At 69.0% G+C, this 22,240-nt stretch carries 21 protein-coding genes; 5 read left to right on the forward strand and 16 right to left on the reverse strand.

Going from position 1 to position 22,240, the window contains the following annotated elements; translation table 11 throughout:
- Positions 1-11 precede the first annotated feature (11 nt).
- The 4 genes from GY170_RS06090 to GY170_RS06105 are packed head-to-tail and all read left to right on the forward strand — an operon-like array spanning position 12 to position 4,185.
- Entirely contained in the window at positions 12-1,262 is a 1,251-nt protein-coding gene (locus GY170_RS06090; protein WP_163890947.1) for an oligosaccharide flippase family protein, read from the forward strand.
- A gap of 1 nt (position 1,263) precedes the next feature.
- Positions 1,264-2,175: a glycosyltransferase family 2 protein gene (locus GY170_RS06095; protein ID WP_163890949.1), complete on the forward strand. Its 912-nt coding sequence runs from the start codon at positions 1,264-1,266 to the stop codon at positions 2,173-2,175.
- Between the two features lie 12 nt (positions 2,176-2,187).
- A complete protein-coding gene (locus tag GY170_RS06100) occupies positions 2,188-3,159 on the forward strand; it encodes a glycosyltransferase family 2 protein (protein ID WP_163890951.1) in 972 nt (323 codons plus the stop codon).
- Positions 3,160-3,183: 24 nt separating this feature from the next.
- Positions 3,184-4,185, forward strand: coding sequence for a glycosyltransferase (locus GY170_RS06105; protein ID WP_163890954.1), 1,002 nt, complete (start codon positions 3,184-3,186; stop codon positions 4,183-4,185).
- A gap of 52 nt (positions 4,186-4,237) precedes the next feature.
- On the opposite strand, the gene GY170_RS06110 is transcribed toward GY170_RS06105, so the two are convergent.
- The 15 genes from GY170_RS06110 to GY170_RS06180 all read right to left on the reverse strand — a co-directional run bounded on the left by GY170_RS06110 (position 4,238) and on the right by GY170_RS06180 (position 20,636).
- Positions 4,238-5,185 carry an NAD-dependent epimerase/dehydratase family protein gene (locus GY170_RS06110; protein ID WP_163890956.1) on the reverse strand — a complete coding sequence of 316 codons (948 nt, stop codon included), beginning with the start codon at positions 5,183-5,185 and terminating at the stop codon, positions 4,238-4,240.
- 1 nt (position 5,186) lies between these two features.
- Entirely contained in the window at positions 5,187-5,927 is a 741-nt protein-coding gene (locus GY170_RS06115) for an ABC transporter ATP-binding protein (protein WP_163890958.1), read from the reverse strand.
- A complete protein-coding gene (locus GY170_RS06120) occupies positions 5,924-6,778 on the reverse strand; it encodes an ABC transporter ATP-binding protein (RefSeq protein WP_163890960.1) in 855 nt (284 codons plus the stop codon). Before GY170_RS06120 ends, GY170_RS06115 begins: the two co-directional genes overlap by 4 nt.
- Positions 6,775-7,665, reverse strand: a complete 891-nt coding sequence (locus GY170_RS06125) for an ABC transporter permease (protein ID WP_163890962.1) — start codon at positions 7,663-7,665, stop codon at positions 6,775-6,777. Before GY170_RS06125 ends, GY170_RS06120 begins: the two co-directional genes overlap by 4 nt.
- Positions 7,662-8,732, reverse strand: coding sequence for an ABC transporter permease (locus GY170_RS06130; protein WP_163890964.1), 1,071 nt, complete (start codon positions 8,730-8,732; stop codon positions 7,662-7,664). The genes GY170_RS06125 and GY170_RS06130 overlap by 4 nt, the downstream gene beginning before the upstream one ends.
- Before the next feature lie 96 nt (positions 8,733-8,828).
- Positions 8,829-10,421 (reverse strand): ABC transporter substrate-binding protein, encoded by a 1,593-nt coding sequence (locus GY170_RS06135; protein ID WP_163890967.1) that lies wholly within the window; start codon positions 10,419-10,421, stop codon positions 8,829-8,831.
- 152 nt (positions 10,422-10,573) lie between these two features.
- The gene (locus tag GY170_RS06140) at positions 10,574-12,148 is read right to left on the reverse strand and encodes a peptide ABC transporter substrate-binding protein (RefSeq protein ID WP_163890969.1); all 1,575 of its coding nucleotides are present in this window, start codon (positions 12,146-12,148) and stop codon (positions 10,574-10,576) included.
- A complete protein-coding gene (locus GY170_RS06145) occupies positions 12,141-13,148 on the reverse strand; it encodes an ABC transporter ATP-binding protein (protein ID WP_163890971.1) in 1,008 nt (335 codons plus the stop codon). Before GY170_RS06145 ends, GY170_RS06140 begins: the two co-directional genes overlap by 8 nt.
- Positions 13,145-14,158 (reverse strand): ABC transporter ATP-binding protein, encoded by a 1,014-nt coding sequence (locus GY170_RS06150; protein ID WP_163890974.1) that lies wholly within the window; start codon positions 14,156-14,158, stop codon positions 13,145-13,147. The genes GY170_RS06145 and GY170_RS06150 overlap by 4 nt, the downstream gene beginning before the upstream one ends.
- The gene (locus GY170_RS06155) at positions 14,155-15,348 is read right to left on the reverse strand and encodes an ABC transporter permease (RefSeq protein WP_163890977.1); all 1,194 of its coding nucleotides are present in this window, start codon (positions 15,346-15,348) and stop codon (positions 14,155-14,157) included. The genes GY170_RS06150 and GY170_RS06155 overlap by 4 nt, the downstream gene beginning before the upstream one ends.
- Positions 15,345-16,298: an ABC transporter permease gene (locus GY170_RS06160; protein ID WP_235937799.1), complete on the reverse strand. Its 954-nt coding sequence runs from the start codon at positions 16,296-16,298 to the stop codon at positions 15,345-15,347. The genes GY170_RS06155 and GY170_RS06160 overlap by 4 nt, the downstream gene beginning before the upstream one ends.
- A complete protein-coding gene (locus GY170_RS06165; protein WP_163890979.1) occupies positions 16,291-16,920 on the reverse strand; it encodes a helix-turn-helix domain-containing protein in 630 nt (209 codons plus the stop codon). The genes GY170_RS06160 and GY170_RS06165 overlap by 8 nt, the downstream gene beginning before the upstream one ends.
- Before the next feature lie 229 nt (positions 16,921-17,149).
- Entirely contained in the window at positions 17,150-18,154 is a 1,005-nt protein-coding gene (locus GY170_RS06170) for an ABC transporter ATP-binding protein (RefSeq protein WP_163890981.1), read from the reverse strand.
- Positions 18,151-19,203 carry an ABC transporter ATP-binding protein gene (locus GY170_RS06175; protein ID WP_163890983.1) on the reverse strand — a complete coding sequence of 351 codons (1,053 nt, stop codon included), beginning with the start codon at positions 19,201-19,203 and terminating at the stop codon, positions 18,151-18,153. The genes GY170_RS06170 and GY170_RS06175 overlap by 4 nt, the downstream gene beginning before the upstream one ends.
- Positions 19,200-20,636 carry an FAD-binding oxidoreductase gene (locus GY170_RS06180; protein WP_163890985.1) on the reverse strand — a complete coding sequence of 479 codons (1,437 nt, stop codon included), beginning with the start codon at positions 20,634-20,636 and terminating at the stop codon, positions 19,200-19,202. Before GY170_RS06180 ends, GY170_RS06175 begins: the two co-directional genes overlap by 4 nt.
- A 119-nt stretch (positions 20,637-20,755) precedes the next feature.
- On the opposite strand from GY170_RS06180, the gene GY170_RS06185 reads away from it, so the two are divergent.
- On the forward strand, positions 20,756-21,475 hold the full coding sequence (locus GY170_RS06185) for an RraA family protein (protein ID WP_163890987.1): 720 nt from the start codon (positions 20,756-20,758) through the stop codon (positions 21,473-21,475).
- Positions 21,476-21,485: 10 nt separating this feature from the next.
- Here the strand turns inward: GY170_RS06185 and GY170_RS06190 are convergent, their stop codons facing one another.
- On the reverse strand, positions 21,486-22,205 hold the full coding sequence (locus GY170_RS06190; protein ID WP_163890989.1) for a GntR family transcriptional regulator: 720 nt from the start codon (positions 22,203-22,205) through the stop codon (positions 21,486-21,488).
- Positions 22,206-22,240 lie beyond the last annotated feature (35 nt).

A 22,240-nucleotide genomic window follows, 5' to 3' on the forward strand; every position in this document is an offset into this window, starting at 1 on the left:
ACAGACCGCCCATGACCCTCGCAGCCCAGATCGGCCCCTTCGCCCGGCACCTCGTGGCCTACAGCCTCTCCGAGGCGGCGGCCAAGGCCTCGCGGCTGCTCGTCGTGGTCGCCGTGGCGCGCACCATGGATGTCGCCGCCATCGGCGTCGCCGCCGCCGCGCTCGCCGCCGCCGACATCCTGAAGGCCCTCACCGAGAACGGTGCCGGCCAGCGCATCATCGCCGCCAGCGACGACGCGCTGGAGGCGACCTGCCGCACGGCGCAGCGCATCTTCTGGGCCTGGTGCCTCGGCCTCTTCGCGCTGCAGCTCGGCGTGGGCGCGGTGATCTGGCAGGTCAGCGGCGACGCGGCGCTCTTCGCCCTCGTCGCGATCCTCGCCGGCGAATATCTCTTCATGCCCGCCGGCCTCGTGCAGAACGCCCTCGCCATGCGCGCCGGTAAGCTGCGCCAGACCGCGGCCATCGCCGCGGGTCAGGTGGTCGGCGCAAACGCCCTGACGGCGCTCCTCGCCTTCGTGGCGCCCGGGCCGCTGGCGCTGGTGCTGCCGCGCCTGATCGCCGCGCCCATCTGGCTCATCGCCTCGCGCCGCCTGCACCCGTGGACCGTCGACCGCTCCGTCACGCCCGCGCCGCTCGCCCCCTTCCTGCGCTACGGCTGGGCCGTGCTCGGAGTGGAGGTCGTCAAAGCGCTGCGGATGCAGGGCGACAAGCTGATCATCGGCGCGCTGATGGGGGCCGAGGCGCTGGGCCTCTACTTCATGGCCTTCAACGCCGGCCTCGGCCTCGCCAATTCCTTTGCCCAGGCCTTCTCCGTCGCGCTTTTCCCTCATCTGTGTACCGCCCGCGACCGGCTGGCGACGCTGCGCGGCGCCCTCGGTCTCGGCGGGCTCGCGATCTCGGCCATCGTCATCCTGCAGGCCATTGCTGCGCCGCTCTACGTACCCGTGCTCTTCGGCGCCGGCTGGGAGGGGGTGAGCGATGTCGTCTCCATCCTCTGCCTCGCCGCCATCCCCGGCGTCATCTGGAGCGCCGCCGCTCAATGGCTGCGCGCCGAGGGCCGGCCGCAGGTGGAGTTCGCCGTGACCTGCGTCACCGCCGCCGCGCTCATGGCCAACACCGCGATCCTCGCTCCCCACGGGCTGACGGCGGTGGCCACCGGCTACCTCGTCGTCGCCACGATCACGCAAGCCGGGGCGGCGCTGCCCGCCCTCGCTCCCGCCTTCCGCCCCGCTCACCGCCCCGCTTTCAAGGAGGCCCTCTGACATGCCCCGCTTCTCCATCATCATGCCCTGCTTCAACGCCGCCGACACGCTGGAGGACACGCTGCAGAGCATCGCCCTGCAGACCAACACCGACTGGGAGCTGATCTGCATCGACGACTGGTCCTCGGACTGCACGCCCCGGATCCTCGCCCGAGCCGCCGCCGACCCCCGCGTCCGCGTGCTGATCAACAAGGGCAAGGGCCCGAGCCGGGCGCGCAACGACGGCGTGGCGGTGGCGCGCGGCGAGATTATCGCCTTCTGCGACGCCGATGACATCTGGGCCCACGACAAGCTCGAGCGCATGGCCGAGGTGATGGACGACGGCCGCTTCGACGGCGCCTACGCCCGCGTCGCCTTCTTCCGCGGCTCCCGCTCGACGAGCCAGTCGACCGTGACGGAAGAGCCGCTGAGCGTGCAGGTGCTGATGGGCGAGAACCCGGTCTGCACGATGTCGAACCTCGTCGTGCGGCGCTCCGCCTTCCAGCTGACCGAGGGGTTCGACACCACGATGGTGCACAACGAAGACCTCGAATGGCTGATCCGCGCCGTCGCCAAGGGCCTCTGGATCCAGGGCATCGACGAGACGCTCGTGCACTACCGCACCAGCGTCACCGGCCTTTCCTCCGATCTTCAAGCGATGGAGGAAGGGCGCCGCAAGGCCCTGCGCACCGCCGCCGGCTTCGGCTACGAGCCCGATCCGCGCGCCGAGGCCATCCACCTGCGCTACCTCGCCCGCCGCGCCCTGCGCGTCGGCGCCCCGGCCAGCGAGGCCCTCCGCCTCGCCGCCGCAGGAATCAAGGAGAGCCCGCGCGGCTTCTTCTCCGACCTGCGCCGCGGCAGCCTGACAGCCCTCGGCGCGGTCACCGCCCCCCTCCTGCCCGCGCCGGTGCGCCGGGCCCTCTTCGCCAGCTGAAAGGTCAGACCCATGCCCCGCGCTTCCATCATCGTGCCCGCCTACAATTGCGAGACCACTCTCCACGAGACGCTGGAGGGCCTCTGCGCCCAGACCTACGGCGACTTCGAGATCGTCGTCGTCGACGATGGCTCGACGGACCGGACCGCCGCCGTCGCCCGCAGCCTCGGCGACGCCCGCATCCGCCTGATCCAGCAGCCCAACCGCGGCCTCGCCGGCGCCCGCAACAGCGGCATCGCCCATGCCCGCGGCGCCTTCCTCGGCTTCTGCGACGCCGATGACCTCTGGCGCCCGACAAAGCTCGCCGCCCACGTCGCGCATCTGGAGGCGAACCCGAACGTCGGCATCAGCTACTCCGGCTCGGAGCTGATCGACGCGGCCGGCAAGCCGCTCCGCATCGCGCAGCGCCCCCGCCTGACCGAGGTGTCGGCGGCGCACATCTTCCTGCGCAATCCTATCGGCAACGGATCGGCCCCCGTCATCCGCCGCGCCGCGCTGGACGACATCGCCTTCGCCTGCCCCGGGGAGCCGGAGCGGACCTGCTGGTTCGACGAGAGCTTCCGCCAGTCGGAAGACGTCGAATGCTGGCTGCGCTTCAAGCTGACGACCGACTGGGATGTCGAAGGCATCCCCGGCCTGCTGACCCGCTACCGCATCGTGGCCAGCGGCCTTTCCGCCGGCACCGCCCGCCAGTTCGCCACCTGGGAGCGGCTGGTCGCCAAGCTCACCCCCATCGCGCCGGAGTTCATGGCCCGCCACACGCCCACGGCCCGCGCCTACATGCAGCGCTATCTCGCCCGCCGGGCGATCTCCTCCGGTGACGGGCAGGAGGCGCTGGCCCGGGTGCGCGCCTCGCTCGCCGCCTCCCGCCGCCCGCTCTGGCAGGAGCCTGCCAAGAGCGCCACGACCATCGCCGCCGCAGCGGTGCTCTACGCCCTCGGCGCCGCGCGCCTGCCCCTGCTTCGCCGCCCGGCCGGCGCCTGACCCTTCGCTCAAGGAGACCTCCCCATGCTTCGCATCGCTCACCTCATCGACGACCAGAACCCCGGCGGCGTGACCCGCTACCTCGATTTCATCGCCAGCGACCCCGGCATGGCCGCGCTCGGCCGCCACGAGATCGTCCCCGTCTCCCGCTATCGCCCCGCCGCCACCCGCATCGAGGCCGACGTCATCGTCTCGCACCTGACGCTCAGCTGGCGCGGGCTGCCGGGCCTCATGTTCCTGCGCGCCCGCCACCCCGGCACGCCGCTCATCCATGTCGAGCACAGCTACTCCGCCGGCTTCGTCGCCCATAACGTGACCCGGGCCGCGCGCTTCTACACGCTGCTGCGCACCGGCTACGCCATGTTCGAGCGCGTCGTCGCGGTCAGCGCCGCGCAGGCGGACTGGATGGCGCGGCGCGGGCTGGTCGCCGAGGGCAGGCTGGAGGTCATCCGCCCCTCGCTCGACCTCTCGGACTTCCGCGCGCTGGACGCGCCCGAGGGCCCGGTGCGTACTATAGGCGCCATCGGCCGGTTCGACCGGCAGAAGGGCTTCGACATCCTGATCCGGGCCTTCCGCCAGATCGAGGGCGAGGACCTGCGCCTGCGGATCATCGGCGACGGCCCCGAGCGCGCCCGGCTGGAAGAGCTCGCCGGCGCCGATCCCCGCATCTCCTTCCCCGGCTTTGCCGCCGATCCGGCCACCGCCATCGCGGCCTGCGATGCCATCGCCATGCCCTCTCGCTGGGAGCCCTACGGCCTCGTCGCCCTCGAAGCCCTCGCCGCCCGCCGCCCGGTGCTCGTCTCCAACGTCGACGGCCTGCGCGACCACGTGCAGACGGGCGCCTTGCAGGTGACGGGCGGGGGCGTCGACGACTGGGTGGTTGGGTTCAACCGCCTGGTGACCGCGAAGAGCTTGAAGCGGCCCGGCGCTCCGGTCGGTACGACCCGTGCCGACTGGCGCCGGCTGCTGGACGAGGTGACGGGCGCGGACCGCGTTGAGAACGACGGTTGGGGGACCGCGGCGTGAGTTGGCGGAGCCTCTCTCGTGAGGGGGCCATCTCGAAAGGGACTTGGCTCGGCTAGGGCAGGAGGCTGCGCAGCACCTCCTCCTCGGGCCGCTGCTGCACCGGGCCGAAGCGCGCCTCGAAGCGGGCGCCGTCCATGGTGAGCGGGTAGGCCATGTTGGTGACCTCGGCGCGCTCCTGCATCAGGCCGCCGCTGCCGGGAGGCATCAGCTCGACGGCGCCGTCCCGGCCCGCCAGCCGGGCGAAGAGGGCGGCCCACTCGCCCATGGTGCGCTGGATGGGCGGGGCGATGTTGAAAGTCTCGCCGCCGCAGTCGCTGGTGGCGGCGAGCGCCACGGCGGCGGCGGCGTCGTCCAGCGTGATGAAGGTCTGCGGCCAGGCGGCGGCGCGTTCGTCCATGCGGATCGGGCCGCCTGCTGCGAGCGCCTCGGTGATCCAGGTGAAGCGGCCCTGCTTGTCGCCGGGGCCGTAGATGGCTGGCAGGCGCAGGATGGTGGCATCGAGGCGCGCATCCTCGCGGGCGGCGGCCTCGATCGGCACCTTGTCGTAATCGTCGATCAGCGCATCGTCGAAGCCCTTGGGCCGGCGCGGATTGCCGCGATAGGGGTAGAGCGCCGTGCGGACCGGGTCATCCTCGCGCGAGGGGCGCTTCACCACCGGCGGCGTCTCCATCCCCATGAGCCCGCCGTAATTGGCATAGACGTCGATGGCGCTGATCATGACATAGCGCGCGCCTGCCGCCGCCGTGGCGGCGAGGAGGGCGCGGGTGTTCTCCAGCGACAGGGTGAGCACGTCGATGACGCGGGTGACGCCATGCTCGGCGAAGATCGCCTCCAGCGCGGGCTGGTCCGCCCGGTCGGCGGCGGCGGTGATGCTGCCCGTCACCACCTCGTAGGGCGAGGTCAGGCGGGCCACCTGGACGGGTGTCTCGCCGCGCGCCACCAGCGCCTTGGCAATGGCGGTGCCGAGAAAGCCCGTCCCTCCGATGATCGCGACCGCCATCCTAGCGGCTCGCCGCGATGAGATCGCGGGTATAGGCCTCGGCGGCGGCGCCGGTGGTCAGCTCTTCTCGGCCCAGCGTTTCCACGATCCGGCCCTCCTTCATCACCGCGAGGCGGCTGCACATATGGCTGATCACCGCCAGGTCATGGCTGACGATCAGGTAGGTCAGGCCGCGCTCGGCCCTGAGTTTGTTCAGCAAGTTCAGAACCTCTGCCTGGATGGAGACGTCGAGCGCCGAGGTGGGCTCGTCGAGCAGCAGCACCTCGGGGTCGAGCGCGAGGGCGCGCGCGATGGCGACGCGCTGGCGCTGCCCGCCCGACAGCTCGTGCGGGTAGCGGTAGCGATGCGCGGCGGTGAGCCCGATGGCCTCCAGCAGCTCCACCGTCCGCTCCGCGACGCGGGGCAGGCGGTTGACGCGCATGGGCTCGGCGATGGCCTCGCCGATGAGCAGGCGGGGGTGGAGCGAGGCGTAGGGGTCCTGGAAGACCATCTGCACCTTGCGGAGGAAGGCGGGGCGGGGGCCCTTGCGGGCGTCGACGCCGGCGATCTCGATGCGGCCCTGCCACTGGGGGGCGAGGCCCATGGCGGCGCGCAGGATGGTGCTCTTGCCGGAGCCGCTCTCGCCGACGAGGCCGAAGCACTCGCCCTTTTCCACAGCGATATCCGCGCCTTGCACCACCTGCCGTTGGCCGCGGCCCTCGCCATAGGAGACGCTCAGCCCCTCGATCTCGATCTCGCTCATGCGCCCGCTCCCTCTTCCCGCCAGCTCTCCTGCCGCTGCAGCACGGGCAGCGGCTCTTGCGGGCCGCCGATCTGCGGCATGCAGGCGAGTAGGCCCTGGGTGTAGGGGTGCTGGGCGTTGTGGAGGTCGGCGGCGGCGATCTCTTCGACAACCCGGCCGGCATACATCACCAGCACCCGGTCGCAGAAGCGGGACACAAGATTTAGGTCGTGGCTGATGAAGATGAGGCCCATGTTGCGGCGGGTGACCATCTCGTCGAGCAATTCGAGGATGCGGGCGGAGACGGTGACGTCGAGCGCCGAGGTCACCTCGTCGGCGATCAGCAGGTCGGGTTCGCGGACGAAGACGATGGCGATCATCACGCGCTGGCCCATGCCTCCCGAGACCTCGTGCGGGTAGAGGCGCATGACCCGGTCGGGCTCGCGAATTTCTACCGATTCCAGCATGTTGCGGGCCTTGGCCCAGGCGTCGCGGCGGCTGATCTTGCGGTCTCCCAGCCGGATGGCCTCGACGATCTGGTCGCCGATGCGCTGCACCGGGTCGAGCGCGTGGCGCGGGTCCTGCATGACCATGCCGATGCGCCCGCCGCGCAAGCTGCGCATCTGGCGGGGGGTGGCGGTGAGCAGGTCGACCCCGTCAAACCGCATGGCACGGGCCGTGCACCGGGCGTGCACAGCCTGTACACCGAGGATGCATCGCGCGGTGAGGCTTTTGCCCGAGCCGCTCTCGCCCACGATGCCCACCTTCTCGCGGCCCATCGTCAGGTTCACACCCCGCACCGCCAGCTCCTCTCCGCCGCCGTCGCGGGGGAATGCGACGGTGAGGTCTTCGATGGTCAGGAGGGCGCTCATGTCCGCCTCACGGCATGGGGGTCGAGGAGGTCACGGAGGGCGTCGCCCAGAAGGTTGAAGCCGAGCGAGACGAGGAAGATCGCGGCGCCGGGCATGGCGGCGACCCACCATTGATCGAAGATGAAGCGCCGGCCCGAGGCGATCATCGCGCCCCATTCGGGCAGGGGCGGCTGCGCGCCGAGGCCGATGAAACCGAGGCCGGCGGCGATGAGGATGATGCCGGCCATGTCGAAGGTCACGCGGACCAGCATCGACGAGGTGCACATCGGCACGACATGGCGCGCGATGATGCGGATCGGCGAGGCGCCGGCGAGGCGGATGGCGTTGATGTAATCGGCATTGCGGACGGCCAGCGTCTCTGCCCGGGCGAGGCGCGCATAGGGCGGCCAGGCGGTGAGCGTGATGGCGAGCGCGGCGTTGACGATGCCGGGGCCGAGGACGGCGACGAAGGCGAGCGCGAGGAGGAGCTTCGGCACCGCGAGGAAGACATCGGTGATGCGCATCAGCACCGCGTCGATCCAGCCGCCGAAATAGCCGGAGATCACCCCCATGAAGAGCCCGATGGGGGCGGAGGTGAAGATGACCAGCGCCACGATGAAGAGCGTGATGCGGCTGCCGTAGAGGATGCGGGTGTAGATGTCGCGGCCGAGCTCGTCGGAGCCGAGCCAGTACTCCGCGCCCGGCGGGGTGAGGCGCCCGCCGAAATCCGGCGCGTAGGGATCATGCGTGGCGAGCCACGGCGCGAAGATCGCGGCGAGGATGAGGAGGAGGCCGATGAAGAGCCCGACCATGCCCAAGGGGTTGCGGCGGAAGGCGCGGGCGAAGCGGCTGAGCTCTGCCAGGCGGGCCTGCAGGGCGGAGGCGCGGGGGGCGGCTGTCTCGCTCATTGGGCGGCCGCCTTCGTGCGCGGGTCGAGCAGGCGGTAGAGCAAGTCAGAGCCCACGTTGAGCAGTACGAAGATCGTCCCCACCACCAGCGTGCCGCCAAGGACGGCGTTCATGTCTCCGCCCAGCAGCGACTGGGCGATGTAATTTCCGAGGCCCGGCCAGGAGAACACCGTCTCGATCAGCACCGAGCCTTCGAGCAGGCCGCCGAAGGAGAGGGCGACGATGGTCACCAGCGGGATGGCGGCGTTGCGCAGGGCGTGGCGCACGACGACCGTGTATTCCGAGGCGCCCTTGATGCGGGCGGCCAGCACATATTCGCTGGAGAGCTGTTCCAGCATGACCGAGCGGGTCATGCGGCTGATATAGGCCATGGAGTAATATCCGATGAGCAGGGCGGGCAGGGCGATGTGGCTGACGGCATTGGCGAAGACGGCCCAGTCGCCGCTCAGCGCGGTATCGACGAGGATGAAGCCGGTCACCCGCGTATAGGAATAGGCATAGCCGATATCGAGCTGCCCCGGCCCGCCGACCCATTGCAGCTTGGCGTAGAAGACGAGCAGCCCCATCAGCGCCAGCCAGAAGATCGGCACCGAGTAGCCGATGAGGGCGACGATGCGCACGATATGGTCGACCCATGTGTCACGCTTCACGGCGGCGATGACGCCGGCGGGCACGCCGAGGGCGACGCCGATGATGATGCCGAGCACCGCCAGTTCGAAGGTGGCGGGGAAGAAGCGCAGGATGTCGGAGAGGACGGCGCGGTCGGTCGTGTAGGACTGGCCGAGATCGCCGCGCGCGATGTCGCGCAGGTAGTAGAGAAACTGGGTGATCAGCGGCTGATCGAGCCCGAGCTCGCGGTAGACGCGGTCATAGACCTCTGGCGGGGCCTTCTCGCCCACGATGGTCAGCACCGGATCGATGGGCACGATGCGGCCGATGAAGAAGGTCAGCGCCACGAGGCCGAGGAGCGTGATCGCGATGGTCAGCGCCACGCTCGCGAGGCTGCCGCCAAGGCGCAGGGCGCGCCCTGCCGCACGGGTCGAGCGGGTGCCGGGATTGGTGGTCATGGGCGAGCAATCGGCTTGGGGCGGGACAGGCCCCGCGGGAACGAGGTGGCCCCGCCGCGCCCGTAAAAGCGCGGCGGGGCCAATGGTTTACGAGGCTTACTTCGTGACGTTCCAGTAGCGGTCGTCGGCGAAGGTGACGCCGAGCGTCAGGCCCTCGACACCGGCGCGCACGCCGATCGCCCGCTGCTCCTGGAACATGTAGAGGAAGGGCGAGATGTCGGTGTGCTCGCGCTGGATCTCTTCATACATGCTCTGGCGGACAGAGGCATCCTGCTCGCGCACGGCGGCCATGGTGCGGGGGCTCAGCTCGCCCGGATCGAAGCCGAAGCGGTCGGCCAGCGTGTCGACGCCATCGGGCGAGTCCGCCGCCGTCACCGCGAAGGCCTTGGCGTTGGAATGGGGGTCGGGGTAGTCGGGGCCCCAGAGACCCATCCAGCCGTCGAGATCATGGTTGCGGTAGCGATCCAGCCACTGGCCGCCATCGACGACCTCGAGGTTCAGCTCGATCCCGGCGGGCGCCATGGTGGCCTGCAGGGCCTGGGCGAAATCGGTGTAGGGGGCGTTGTTCCACACCACGATATCAAGCTCGATGGGCAGCTCGACACCGCTTTCCTCCAGCAGCTCCTGAGCGCGCTCGAGGTCGTAGCTGTAGGGGTTGTAGTCGACCGCGCCGAGGAACCCTTCGGGTATCATCGTCTGGTGGACCTTCACCGTGCCGGCGGCCAGCGTGTCGGCCATGCCCTGGTAATCGATGAGGTACTTCATCGCCTCGATCACCTGCGGGTTGCCGAGCGGCTCTTCGCGCTCGTTCATGCCCATGTAGTAGATGACGGAGGAGGGGCCGTTGATCGTCTCCACATCGGGGTTGTCGGCGAGGGCGGCGTGGTCATCGGGCGAGAGCTTGTTGGCGATGTCGATATCGCCCTGCTCCAGCAGCAGGCGCTGGGTGGCGCTCTCGGCGACGTGGCGGAGCACGATGCGGTTCATCTCGGGCGCGTCGCCCCAGTAGTTCTCGTTGCGCTCCATCACGATGGCGACCGACGGGTCCCACTGGGCCAGCGTGAAGGGGCCGGAGCCGACGGATTGCTCGCCGGTCTTCAGCCAGGCGTTGCCGAAATCGCCGTCGACGGCGTGCTCCTCGACCAGAGCCTTCTCGACGATGGCGCCGACGTAGGAGGAGAGCGTGACGAGGAAGAAGGAGGGGGCGTAGGCCTCGTCGATGGTGATCTGGAGCGTCTCGTCGTCGAGGGCGACGACGCGCTCTTCGACGTTCTCGGGCGTGAAGCCGAACTGCGTGATGATGAAGGCGGTGCGGCCGTTCATCTTGACGATGCGGTGGAAGGAATAGGCGGCGTCCTCGGCGGTGACCGGGTTGCCGGAGGCGAAGGTCGCCTCGGGGTTCATGTGGAACGTGTAGGTCAGGCCGTCTTCGCTGATGTCCCAGCTGTCGGCGAGCACGCCCATGATGTTGGTGGCGTCGTTGACGTCGACCGTCACGAGCGTCTGGTAGACCTGGGTGGAGACGAGCACGCCGCCGATCTCGCCCACTTCATGCGGGTCGAGCGTGATGACGTCGTCGATGGCGTCGGCGATGACAAGCGTATCCGCCGGGGTCTCGGCGAAGGCCGGCGCAACCGCGGCGACAGAGACGCCGGCGGCCAGGCTGGCCATGATGGAATTGAGGCGCATGGTTGTCCTTCCTGTGGGATGGGGCCGCCGGTGAGCGCGAAGGCTGCCTGCGGTCTTGAGGGTCACTCTAGGGGCCGGGGCGGATCGATCAATCCTGCCTTTGGCGGGGTGACTTTTGGGAAGGGGCGCCCCCGGGAGGGCGCCCCGGTCTCTCATTCAGAGACGGTCACGTCGCGGAAGTAGGGGACGTTCAGCGTCGAGCGCCAGAAGCCTTCCACCTCGGGCGACATCATCATGTAGGCGTAGCGGTGGTACATCGGCAGGATGATGTGATCGTTCATCAGGATGGCCTCGGCCTCACGCATCTCGGCGAGCGATTCCGCCTCGTCCGTCGCGGCCTTGGCGGCGGCGATCTCGGCGTCATACTCCTCGTTCTGCCAGCCAGCCAGGTTGTTTGGGCTGTCGGAGAGGAAGATGTCGAGGAACGTCATCGGGTGCGGGTAATCCGCGCCCCAGCCCATCTGTGCGATCTGGTATTCCACCTTCTGCACTTCGGGGTAGTAGACCTGCCATTCGCTGGCCTGGATCTCGACGTCGATGTTGAGGTTGGCCTTCCACATCTGCTGGATGGCCTCGATGATGCGCTCGACCGGCGGCGACGAGTAGGTCACGAACACCGTCTCGGGGAAGCCTTCACCACCCGGGTAACCGGCTTCGGCCAGCAGCTCCTGCGCGGCTTCGACCTCAGCGGTCGGGGCCAGGCCAAAGGTGCTCGTCCCGTCGCGGAAGTCTTCGCCCGCGATGGTCATGCCGTAGGGCACGAGGGCGAGGGCCGGCACGTCGGCGGATTGCATGACGAAGTCGATCAGCTCCTGCCGGTCGATGGCCATGGAGAGCGCCTGGCGGACCTTCACGTCATCCAAAGGGGCGACGCTCGGGTTGAAGAAGGCATAGGTGGTGCCTAGCGACGGCACGACCATGAAGCCTTCATCCGACGCCATGAGGCGCGGGATTTCCGGCGCCGGCACCGCTTCGATCCCGTCGACCTGGCCGGACTCGTAGGCCGTCAGCGCCGTGGTGGGCTCGGGGATGAGGCGGAAGGTCAGCGTGTCGAGCGAGACGCTATCGGCGTCGTAGTACTCCGGGTTCTTCTCGAAGACGACGCTTTCGCCGAAGTTGAACTCCGACACCTTGAACGGGCCGTTGCCGATGAAGGTCTCGGGGCTGCGCGTCCAGCCTTCGGGGTCGGCTTCCACCATGTCTTCGCGCACGGGGAAGAAGTTGGTGTAGGTGAGCAGCTGCATGATGTAGGGCACGCGCTGCGCGAGCGTGAAGGTGAAGGTCTTGTCGTCGGGGGCCGAGATGGCCACGTCGCCGGTGGCGGCATTGGCGTAATACGCCTCGGCGCCGTCGATGAGGTAGAACATCGCGGGGTTCATGGCGCCGGCGGCCGGGTCGAGCACCCGCTTCCAGGCATAGACGAAGTCACCGGCGGAGACGGGCTGGCCGTCGGACCAGTTGGCGTCGCGCAGGTGGAACGTGTACGTCAGGCCGTCCTCGGAGACCTCCCAGCTTTCGGCCATGGCGGGCTCGATCTCGCCGGCTTCGTTGAAGCGCACGAGGCCCTCAAACGTGTTGCCGATGATCGGCGCCGCGAAGGTCTCCGACGTCAGGCCGGGGTCGTAGGTGGCGCTTTCGTTGTTGACCACGTAGGTCAGATCCCCTTGCGCGAACGCGGGCGCGCCAAAGGCGGCCGCGAAGGCGAGGGGGAGCATGAGGTTACGCATTCTCTCTCTCCGGGTTGGTGATGGGAGTGGTGGGCGCCGACTCATCGGCGTGATGGCAGGCGGCCAGATGGCCCCCGCCAAAGTCGCGCGGCTCGGGCTCGATCTTCGCGCAGATCTCGCTGGCCAGAGGGCAGCGGGTGCGGAAGCGGCAGCCGGAGGGCAGGTCGAGCGGGCTTGGCACCTCGTCGGTCGCCGGGGGCGCATCCTTGCGGACGGCCGGGTCAGGCACCGGAATGGCCGAGAGGAGGAGCCGCGTATAGGGGTGGCGGGGCCGGGTATAGAGCTCGGCGGCGGGCGCCAGCTCCACCAGCTTGCCGAGATACATCACGCCGATGCGGTCGGCGATGTGGCGCACCATGGAGAGGTCATGCGTGATGAAGAGGTAGGTCAGGCCCAGCTTGGCCTGCAGATCCTCCAGCATGTTCACGACCTGCGCCTGGATCGAGACGTCGAGCGCCGAGATCGGTTCGTCGCAGATCACCAGATCGGGGTCGAGCGCGATGGCCCGCGCGATGCCGATGCGCTGGCGCTGCCCGCCGGAGAATTCGTGCGGGTAGCGCCCGGCATGGGCGGCGGAGAGGCCGACGGTCTCCAAGAGCTCGTTGGCGCGCTCGCGGCGCTGGCGCGGGGTGCCGATCTTGAGGATATCGAGCGGCTCGGTGATCAGCTCGCGCACGCTCATCCGGCCATCGAGGGAGGCGAGCGGGTCTTGAAAGATCATCTGGATGCGGCGGCGGAAGGGGCGCAGCTCGGCTTCGGAGAGGTGCGTGATGTCGGTGCCGTCGAAGATCACCCGCCCGCCGGTCGGCTCGTAAAGGCGGATGATCGAGCGGGCGAGGGTCGACTTGCCGCAGCCCGACTCGCCGACGAGGCCGAGCGTCTCGCCCTTCTGGATCGAGACGGTGACGCCATCGACGGCGCGGAGCTTGGCGGGCTTGGAGAAGAGGCCGCCGCCGACGTTGAAATGCTGCGCGAGGCCCTCGAGCTGCAGAAGGCTCATGCCGCGTCCTCCGTGTTGTAGGGGGCGCGGGCGGGGGCCGCCTCGTCCATCAGCCAGCAGCGTGAGCGGTTGGCCGGGCCGCCCGCTTCGTAGAGCCGGGGCATCTCTTCGGCGCAGACGCGCATCGCCACCGGGCAGCGCGGCGCGAAGGGGCAGCCCTTGGGCGGGTCGCTCATGTCGGGCGGCGTGCCGGGGATGGGGGAGAGGCGGCCCTCGCCCGCCGTGCGCGGATCGGGGATCGAGGCCATGAGGCCGCGCGTATAGGGGTGGCGGGGCAGGGCGAAGATCTCGGCGACCGGCGCCTCCTCCATCACCATGCCGCCATACATCACCATCACGCGGTCCGCGGTCTCGGCGATCACGCCAAGGTCGTGGGTGATGAGGATCACCGCCATGCCGAGCCGGCCCTGCAGCTCCTTGATGAGGCTCAGGATCTGCCGCTGGATGGTGACGTCGAGCGCCGTGGTGGGCTCGTCGGCGATCAGCAGCTTGGGCTCGCAGGCCAGCGCGATGGCGATCATCACGCGCTGGCGCATGCCGCCTGAGAACTCGTGCGGATAGGCATCGACGCGGGTGGCGGCGGACGGGATGCGCACCATCTCGAAGAGCTCGACGGCGCGGGCGCGGGCGGCGCGGCGGCCGATGTTGCGGTGGCGCAGAACCGTCTCGATCACCTGCTCGCCCACGGTGAGCGTGGGGTTGAGCGAGGACATCGGGTCTTGAAAGATCACGCCGATCTCGTTGCCGCGCAGGTCGGTCAGCGCATCCTCATCCAGCTCCATCAGGTCACGCCCGTCGAAGACGGCGCTGCCCCCCTCGATGCGGCCCTGGCGCTTCAAGAGCCGCAGGATGGACATGCAGGTGACCGACTTGCCCGAGCCGCTTTCGCCCACGATGCCGAGGATCTCGCCGGGCTTCACGGTCAGGTCCACGCCCCGCACCGCCTGCACGCGGCCGCGCGAGGTGTGGAAGGAGGTCGTGAGGCCGGTGACGTTCAGAAGCTCGGTCATTGGCGCAGCCTCGGGTCGAGCGCATCGCGGAGCCCGTCGCCGAGGAAGTTGAAGGCGAACATGGTCAGCGAGATGGCGGTAGCTGGGAAGAAGAGCTGGTGGGGATAGCGGCGCAGCGTCTCCACCGCGTCGGAGGTCAGCGTGCCCCAGCTCGCCTGCGGGGGCGTGACGCCGAGGCCGATGAAGCTCATGAAGCTCTCGATGAAGATCGCCGAGGGGATGAGCATGGTGGCGGTGACGAGGATCGGGCCGATGGTGTTGGGCAAAAGGTGCTTGGCCATGATCCAGCGGGTCGGCGCGCCCATGGTGCGGGCGGCGGCGACGTAATCCTGGCTCTTGAGGGTGAGGATCTGCCCGCGCACGATGCGGGCCATATCCACCCAGAAGACGGTGCCGATGGCCAGCATCACCGAGATGAGGCCGGATTGGAGGACGACCATCATGAGGATGACGTAGAGCGTGAGCGGGATGGTCGAGATGATCTCGACGATGCGCATCATCACGAGGTCGACCTTGCCGCCGAGATAGCCCGACAGGCCGCCATAGGTGACGCCGATGACGAAGTTCACCAGCGTCGCGACGAAGGCCACCATCAGCGAGATGCGCGCGCCGTAGAGCTGGCGGACGAGCACGTCGCGGCCGAGCTGGTCGGTGCCGAAGAGATAGGTGCGGTTCCACTTGGTGGGGCCGGGGGAGAGGCCGGGGCCGCCCTCTTGGGCGAGGACGGGGGGCAGGGAGGAATAGTCGAGCACCACCTCGGCGCCGCCGACCTGCCAGATCGTCTGGCGGTTGATCATGTCCTTGCGCCCGCCGGGAAGGAGGCCGGTGACATGGCCGCCCTCATCGACGCCGTAGAGGTTGAGGTTGCCGGTGTTGACGAAGACGAGCTGCCGCTCCTCCGCCCCGCCGACTTCCGTCGTCTTCAGGATGGGCGGCAGGTTGGCGAGCGAGAGGTTCTGCGCCCGGTAGGAATGGGGCGAGAGCATCGGCCCGAAGATCGCGGCCAGCACCAGCAGGATGATGAAGATCAGCCCCGCCATGGCCGGCTTGTTCTGCGCGAGGCGCGCCCGCACATCCTGCCAGTAGGTGCGGACGGGGGCGGCGATGATCTCGGCGGCGTCGTCCTCGCGCTCGAGCAGGGCCCAGCGGGGGTCATCCAGCGGCGCGAGGGTGGGGGTCAGCTCGGTCATGCGCGCCTCCGGTAGTCGATGCGCGGGTCGAGCCAGACGTAGAGCATGTCCACGATGAAGATCATCAGCATCAGGAACGCCGCGTAGAAGATGGTGATGCCCATGATGGCCGTGTAATCGCGGTTGGTGATCGACAGCACGAAATGCCGCCCGATGCCGGGCAGGGCGAAGATCTGCTCGATCACGAAGGAGCCCGTCAGCAGGTTGGCGATCACCGGCCCCATGATGGTGACGACGGGGATCAGCGAATTGCGCAGCCCATGCTTGAGGAGGATCTTGCGGCGCTTGAGGCCCTTGGCCCGGGCCGTCGTCATGTAATCCTGATCCAGCGTCTCCAATAGGGACGAGCGGGTGAGGCGGGCGATGAAGCTCAGCCAGAAGCCCGAGAGCGCGAAGACGGGCAGGAAATAACCGCGCCAGTCATCGAGCCCGAAGGCCGGCACCCAGCCGAGGCGGAGCGCGAAGATATAGAGGCAGACGGTGGCGATGACATAGGAGGGGATGGCCGCGCCGATGGTGGCGATGGTCATCACCGCGGTATCGGGCCAGCGGTTGCGGTTGAGCGCGGCGGCGACGCCGAGCGGCACGCCGAGCGCGACGACGCAAAGGACGGCGAGAAGTCCGGTCTGCGCGGTGACGGGCAGGCCTTCGGCAATCATCTCGTTGACGCTCATGCCGGGGTATTTGAACGACGGGCCGAGATCGAAGGTGATCACGCTGCCGAGGTAGTTCAGGTACTGCCGCCAGATCGGCTCATCGAGGCCGTACTTGGCATTGAGCGCCGCCTCGATCTCCGGCGCCAGCATCTTCTCGGAGACGAAGGGCCCGCCGGGGACGGCATGCATGAGGAAGAAGGTCAGCGTGATGACAGCCCAGAGCGTCACGAGCATCAAGACGAGGCGCTGGCCGACGTAGGCCAGCGGCAGGCGGGAAAGGGCGCCGTTAGCCACGGGGGGTATCCTCCTGCCGCAGGCGCAGCACCGGAGAGGTGCCGAGCCAGAAGATCACCGCCGCCTCGGTGGCGGAGGTGTTGAAGGCCTGGTGCCGCATGTCGGAGCGGAAGTGCAGCGTGTCGCCCGGGGCCAGCGCGTGGGGCTGGCCCTCGATGTCGAAGCGCACCTCGCCGGTCTCCAGCTGGACGAATTCCTCTCCGTCATGCCGGTCGATCTCCCCCACGAAGCCGGGGGGCAGCGTGATGCGGAAGGCGGAGAAGGTGGCGCCGGGGAAGTCGCCGTGGAGGCGCTGGTAGGTCATGCCGCCATCGTTGATCCACGTGGTCTCGCGATTCTCGGCACGGTTGACGATGCCCGAGCCGTGGGGGACGGGCATGAACTGGCCGACCTCGACCCCGAGCGCATGGGCGATGCGGGTGAGGGAGGAGAGCGAGGGGGTGGCGATGTCGCGCTCGATCTGGCTGAGATAGCCGACGGAGAGGCCCGACGTCTGCCCGAGCGCCTGCAGCGTCAGGTTCTGGCGGCGGCGCACGGCGCGGACGAGCGCGCCGATCTTCGGGCGCGACTCCACGGTGGAGACATCGTGCGACAGGTCTGGCGAGGTGGTGACGTCTGACAAGGGGCAGCCCTGGTTGTGAGGCGGTGCCGGGGGCGGTCACCGGATTTGCCGCAGGCTGGCATCTAAAAAATTTAGACTCAAGAAAAAGGTTTTAGTTTTTGTGTCGCAGGGGGGCTCGACCCGCCCTGATGGGCGGGCTCGCGGCAGGGGCGATGCGTGGCGATGCAGGGATCCTGTGCGCGGAGGTCATCCGGGCAGCATGATAGAGGTATGGATCCGGGCCCCGCGCCTACAGCGCCTCCGCCTCGCGCTCGGCCGTTCCAGGCAGCTGGAGCTCGTCGGCGCGGTGGCAGGCGACGCCGCGCTGGAAGGCGGGGACCTCGCGGCGGCAGATGTCGACCACATGGGGGCAGCGCGGGTGGAAGGGGCAGCCGGTTGGGGGCGTGATGGGGCTCGGCATCTCGCCCTTGATCGCGGTGCCGCGGCGCTCCCTGCCCGGGACGGCCTCCAGCAGCATCTGCGTGTAGGGGTGGCGGGGGGCCGAGAAGATGCGGGCGGCCGGCGCCACCTCGACCAGCCGGCCGAGGTAGAGCACGCCGATCTGCGTCGCCATGTAGCGGACAACCGCGAGGTTGTGGCTGATGAAGAGGTAGGTCAGGCCGAACTGCCCCTGCAGCTGGCGCATCAGGTTCAGGATCTGCGCCTGCACGCTGACATCGAGGGCGGAGGTCGGCTCGTCGCAGACGAGGAAGGGCGCGTTGGCCGAGAGGCTGCGCGCGATAGCGATCCGCTGCCGCTGCCCGCCGGAGAACTGGTGCGGATATTTCGCGGCGTCCTGCGCATGCAGGCCCACCAGCTCCAGCAGCTCGGCCACGCGGGTGTCGCGCTCCTCGGCGGGCAGGTGGCGGATGGGCTCGCCGATGATCCGGCCGACCTTCCAGCGCGGGTTGAGGCTGGCGTAGGGGTCCTGGAAGACCATCTGGATTTCGGCGCTGTCCGCCGAGCGGCCCCGTGCCGCGCCGACGGGCAGGCCGTCGATGCGGATGTCGCCCAATTGCGTGGGCGTCAGGCCGGCGAGGATGCGGGCGATGGTGGTCTTGCCCGAGCCGCTCTCGCCGACCAGCGCGAAGGTCTCGCCGCGCTCGATGCTGAAGCTGACATCCTCGACGGCGCGCAGGATCTTGCGCTCGCCGCCGCTGACGAGGCGGGCCAGCCGGCCCGCGGAGAGGTCGAAATGGTGGCGAAGATGGCTGACGGTGACATGCGGCTCCGCCGCCCGGGGGGATTCGGTCACTGGGCATCCTCCGGTGCGAGGTCGTCGTAGAGGTGGCAGGCGACCCTCCGGTCGCCGACCGCGAGGGGCTCCGGCCGGTCGGTGCGGCAGCGGGCGAAGGCCTTGTCGCAGCGGGGGTGGAACGAGCATCCGTCGGGGATCGCCGAGAGGCGGGGCATCGTGCCGGGGATCTGGACGAGCGGCTGGCCGCGATCCTCCAGCGTCGGGATGGCGCCCATCAGGCCGCGGGAATAGGGGTGCAGGGCAGCGTCGGTGACCTCGGCGCAGCTGCCGATCTCCACCATCCGGCCGGCGTACATGACGGCGACGCGGTCGGCGATGTCGGCGATGACGCCCATGTCGTGGGTGACCAGCATCATCGAGGTGCCGTGGTCGCGGCAGATGCGGGCGAGCAGGTCGAGGATCTGTGCCTGCACCGCGACGTCGAGCGCGGTGGTCGGCTCGTCGGCGATGATCAGCTCCGGCTCGGCGCACATCGCCAGCGCGATGACGACCCGCTGACGCATGCCGCCGCTCAGCTCGTGGGGATAGGCGTCGACCCGGTCGGAGGGGGAGGGGACGCCGACCTCGTCGAGGAGATCGACCGCCCGCCGCCGCCCGGCCTTTCGGCCCATGCCGAGGTGGACGCCCATCGTCTCCGCCAGCTGGTCGCCCACGGTGAAGAGCGGGTTGAGGCTGGTCATCGGGTCCTGGAAGATCATGCCGATCCGCTTGCCGCGGATGCGGCGCATCTCTCCGCGGGGGAGCTGGTCGATGCGCTTGCCGGCCAGCCATATCTCGCCGCCGGCGATGCGGCCCGGCGGCTGGATCATGCGCGAGACGGCCATGCCGGTCAGGGACTTGCCCGCCCCGGATTCCCCGACGACGCCGAGGACCTCGCCGCGGGCGATGGAGAAGCTGACGTGATCGAGCGCGCGGAGAGGGCCGTCATCGGTGTCGAACTCGACGACCAGATCCCGGACGTCGAGCGCCGCTGTCGCCGGGCCCGGCTCCGCCGCGCCGGCGTGCGGGGCGGTGGTCGCGCGTCGCGCACTGGCATGAACCGTCATGGCAGGACCTTTCCGGGGTTCATTATTCCTGTGGGATCGAGCGAGGCCTTCAGGCGGCGCATCATGCCGATCTCGGCCCCGCTCTTGTAGCGCGCCATCTGGGCGATCTTCTGTTGGCCGATGCCGTGCTCGGCCGAGAAGCTGCCGCCGGCATCGCGGGTGAGATCGTAGATGCAGGTGGAGACGCGGGCCTGGTCCGCCTCGGGCAGCTCCTGCCCGCGCTCGCGCGGCAGGACGTTGATGTGCAGGTTGCCGTCGCCGACATGGCCGAAGATGTTGAGGCGGATCGTGTCATCGAGATCGCGGCAGGCGGCGAGGAGGGTCTCGATGAAGCTGTCGATCTGCGAGGGGGCGACGGAGATGTCGTGCTTGATGGTCGGGCCCGCGGCGCGCTCGGCCTCGGTGATGTCCTCGCGGATGGCCCAGAGGTCGGCGCGCTGCTGGGCCGAGGTGGCGACGACGACATCCTCGATGTCGTGCTCGACGAGGATCTCGGCGAGGTCATCGAGGATGTCGGCGGGCTCGCCGAAATGGGAGAGCTCGCCGAGGAGGTACCACGCGTGCGGGCCCTCCAGCGGCAGTGTCGTCGCCATGGGGGGCGTGACGAGGAGCTCCGCCGAGACCTCGGAGAAGAGCTCCCACGAGGTGACCGGGCTGGCGGTGAGCGTGCGCACCGCGCGTAGGGTGGCGCGGGCCTGTCCGACATCGGCGAGGCCGGCGAGGAAGGTCGTGTAGCCGACGGGGCGGGGCGAGAGCGAGAGGGTGGCCGCGGTGACGATGCCGAGCGTGCCCTCCGACCCGGCGAGGAGCGAGGTGAGGTCGTAGCCCGTGTTGTCCTTGCGCAGCGGGGTGAGGCGCGAGACGACGGAGCCGTCCGGCAGCACCGCCTCGATGCCGAGCAAAAGCTGCCGCGCCGAGCCGTAATGGAGGACGTTCAGACCGCCGGCGTTGGTGGAGACGACGCCGCCGATGGTCGCCGTCCCCTCCGAGGCGATGCTGAGCGGCAGGAGCATGCCCGCGGCCTCGGCATGGGCCTGCGCCTCCGCGAGGGGCATGCCGGCGCCGCAGGTGATGTGGCCGTCCTCCGCGTCGAGGCTGCGCAGCTGCCGGAGGCGCTGCAGGGTGAGGACGATCTGGGTGCCGCTGTCGTCCGGCGTCGCGCCGGCGCAGAGGCCGGTGTTGCCGCCCTGCGGGACGATGGGGACACCGTGACGGCTGCAATAGGCGACGACCTTGGCGACCTCGGCGTTGCTCCCGGGCTGGACGACGGCGAGGCAGCGGCCGTGGTACTTGCCGCGCCAGTCTGTCTCATAGGGGGCCCGGTCCGTCGCCTCGGTCAGGACCCGATCGGCGCCGACGATGCCGGCCAGCGCCTCGACGATGCGCTCGGACGGCGGGCGGTCGGGCGGCTCTGTCGGGCGGGGGCCTTGCATGGATCTCTTCCCTTCAAGCCCCGAAGGGTGCGGTGGGGTCGCTGAATTCATGTTGTATTACAATCTTACAGCTCCTAGTTTTTGTCCATTCGTTTCTCACCTCAAGGACTGTGCCGGACATGACAGAACCAGCCGATTTCGACGAAGCCTTGCGGGCGACCCTGATGACGTCTTCCGTGCCGACGGTCGCGTCGCTGCTGTGGAAACGCGGCTTCCGGAACACGTTCCTGAAGGGGCCGGCGCCCCTCAATCCCGCCTGCACCAAGTTCGTCGGCCCGGCCCGCACGGTTCACACGCTCCCTGTCCGCGAGGACCTTCTGGAGGCGCAAAACAAGGGCGAACGGCCCAACCTGCAGGGGCGGTCGGTGGAGATCGTCCGCAAGGGGGATGTGCTGGCCGTCGCGATGGGCGGGGAGTGCGACACCGCCTTCATGGGCGACATCATGACGACGTATCTGGCCGCGAAGGGCACGGCCGCGGCGGTGCTGGATGGCGGCGTCTCCGACGCGGCGGCGATTGCCGGGATCGACATGCCTGTTTTTGCGGCAGCGAACATCCCGCGACCGCTGACCTCGCACCGGATGGTCATGGATCTCGACGTACCGATCGAGCTGGCGGGGGTCACCGTCTTCCCCGGCGATGTCATGATGGGGGATGCCAACGGCATCGTGGTCATCCCCGCCGCCGTCGCGCCGCAGATCGCCGAGGAGGCCGCCGAGCGGGAGGCGCTGGAAGCCTTCGTCACCGAGAAGGTGAGGGCCGGGGCGCCGCTGGCGGGAACCTACCCCCCCAGCGACGCGGTGCTGGAGGAATTTCGCGCCTCTCGCGACAAGGACTGACCCAAGAATATCACTCCTGCGCCTCACGCTCGGGCGCAGGAGACCGGACGGGCGAGCGGTCGATCTGCATGTGATCCTTCAGAAGAGCGCGGACCTCGTCTTCATCGATGGGCCCCTGATCGATCCGGGCTTTCAGCCAGTCGAACATCTCCCAGTGGCGTGTCACCACAAGGTTGAGATCGGTGTCGCGATATCGGGCGATATTGAAGATGATGAGCGTATGGCGGGCAATTGCCTGCCAGCTCATATAGGCGATTTCATTATGGGCCGCCTCGCAGACGGCGCGGTGGAAATCGAGGTCGCACCGAAGGATGCCGCGGAAATTATCCGTCCGCGCCGCGATTTCCATCTTCGCCAGCTGCGCCTCGATCCCGCCGAAGGAGGGGCCGTTTTCCTGCCAGCGGACGAGCGCATCCCGCCACAGGATCACCTCGAGCATCAGGCGCACCTCGTTGACCTGCGCGATCTGCTCGCGCGAGAACTCGGCCACCCGGTAGCCGCGGTGGCCGCCACCCGTGAGAATTCCCTGAGTATGCAGGATCTTGAGGGCCTCGCGCACCGGCACCCGGCTGGTCTCGTAGGTCTTGGCCAGCGTTGTCTCGACCACCCGCGTGCCGGGGCTGAGATGGCGGGCGGCCACCGCCTCGGCAATCGCGTCCGCAATCGCGGAGGTCAGAAATTCCCGCTTCGGTTTCGGAAAGCCGCCGGCTGTCGGGTCTTGCGTCGTCATTCGCCTCGCCCAGAAGTTTCCTGAACTGTATTGGA

The sequence above is a fragment of the Pseudoroseicyclus tamaricis genome (assembly GCF_012070395.1).
Lineage (GTDB): Bacteria > Pseudomonadota > Alphaproteobacteria > Rhodobacterales > Rhodobacteraceae > Pseudoroseicyclus_A > Pseudoroseicyclus_A tamaricis.

Bases quoted from the DNA above. Each gene is read 5' to 3' on its own strand.
- GY170_RS06120 (WP_163890960.1), bottom strand. From the start codon at position 6,778: ATGAGCGCCCTCCTGACCATCGAAGACCTCACCGTCGCATTCCCCCGC.
- GY170_RS06100 (WP_163890951.1), top strand. From the start codon at position 2,188: ATGCCCCGCGCTTCCATCATCGTGCCCGCCTACAATTGCGAGACCACT.
- GY170_RS06095 (WP_163890949.1), top strand. From the start codon at position 1,264: ATGCCCCGCTTCTCCATCATCATGCCCTGCTTCAACGCCGCCGACACG.
- GY170_RS06135 (WP_163890967.1), bottom strand. From the start codon at position 10,421: ATGCGCCTCAATTCCATCATGGCCAGCCTGGCCGCCGGCGTCTCTGTC.
- GY170_RS06130 (WP_163890964.1), bottom strand. From the start codon at position 8,732: ATGACCACCAATCCCGGCACCCGCTCGACCCGTGCGGCAGGGCGCGCC.
- GY170_RS06090 (WP_163890947.1), top strand. From the start codon at position 12: ATGACCCTCGCAGCCCAGATCGGCCCCTTCGCCCGGCACCTCGTGGCC.
- GY170_RS06115 (WP_163890958.1), bottom strand. From the start codon at position 5,927: ATGAGCGAGATCGAGATCGAGGGGCTGAGCGTCTCCTATGGCGAGGGC.
- GY170_RS06180 (WP_163890985.1), bottom strand. From the start codon at position 20,636: ATGCAAGGCCCCCGCCCGACAGAGCCGCCCGACCGCCCGCCGTCCGAG.
- GY170_RS06185 (WP_163890987.1), top strand. From the start codon at position 20,756: ATGACAGAACCAGCCGATTTCGACGAAGCCTTGCGGGCGACCCTGATG.
- GY170_RS06175 (WP_163890983.1), bottom strand. From the start codon at position 19,203: ATGACGGTTCATGCCAGTGCGCGACGCGCGACCACCGCCCCGCACGCC.
- GY170_RS06110 (WP_163890956.1), bottom strand. From the start codon at position 5,185: ATGGCGGTCGCGATCATCGGAGGGACGGGCTTTCTCGGCACCGCCATT.
- GY170_RS06140 (WP_163890969.1), bottom strand. From the start codon at position 12,148: ATGCGTAACCTCATGCTCCCCCTCGCCTTCGCGGCCGCCTTTGGCGCG.
- GY170_RS06190 (WP_163890989.1), bottom strand. From the start codon at position 22,205: ATGACGACGCAAGACCCGACAGCCGGCGGCTTTCCGAAACCGAAGCGG.
- GY170_RS06125 (WP_163890962.1), bottom strand. From the start codon at position 7,665: ATGAGCGAGACAGCCGCCCCCCGCGCCTCCGCCCTGCAGGCCCGCCTG.
- GY170_RS06150 (WP_163890974.1), bottom strand. From the start codon at position 14,158: ATGACCGAGCTTCTGAACGTCACCGGCCTCACGACCTCCTTCCACACC.
- GY170_RS06155 (WP_163890977.1), bottom strand. From the start codon at position 15,348: ATGACCGAGCTGACCCCCACCCTCGCGCCGCTGGATGACCCCCGCTGG.
- GY170_RS06145 (WP_163890971.1), bottom strand. From the start codon at position 13,148: ATGAGCCTTCTGCAGCTCGAGGGCCTCGCGCAGCATTTCAACGTCGGC.
- GY170_RS06105 (WP_163890954.1), top strand. From the start codon at position 3,184: ATGCTTCGCATCGCTCACCTCATCGACGACCAGAACCCCGGCGGCGTG.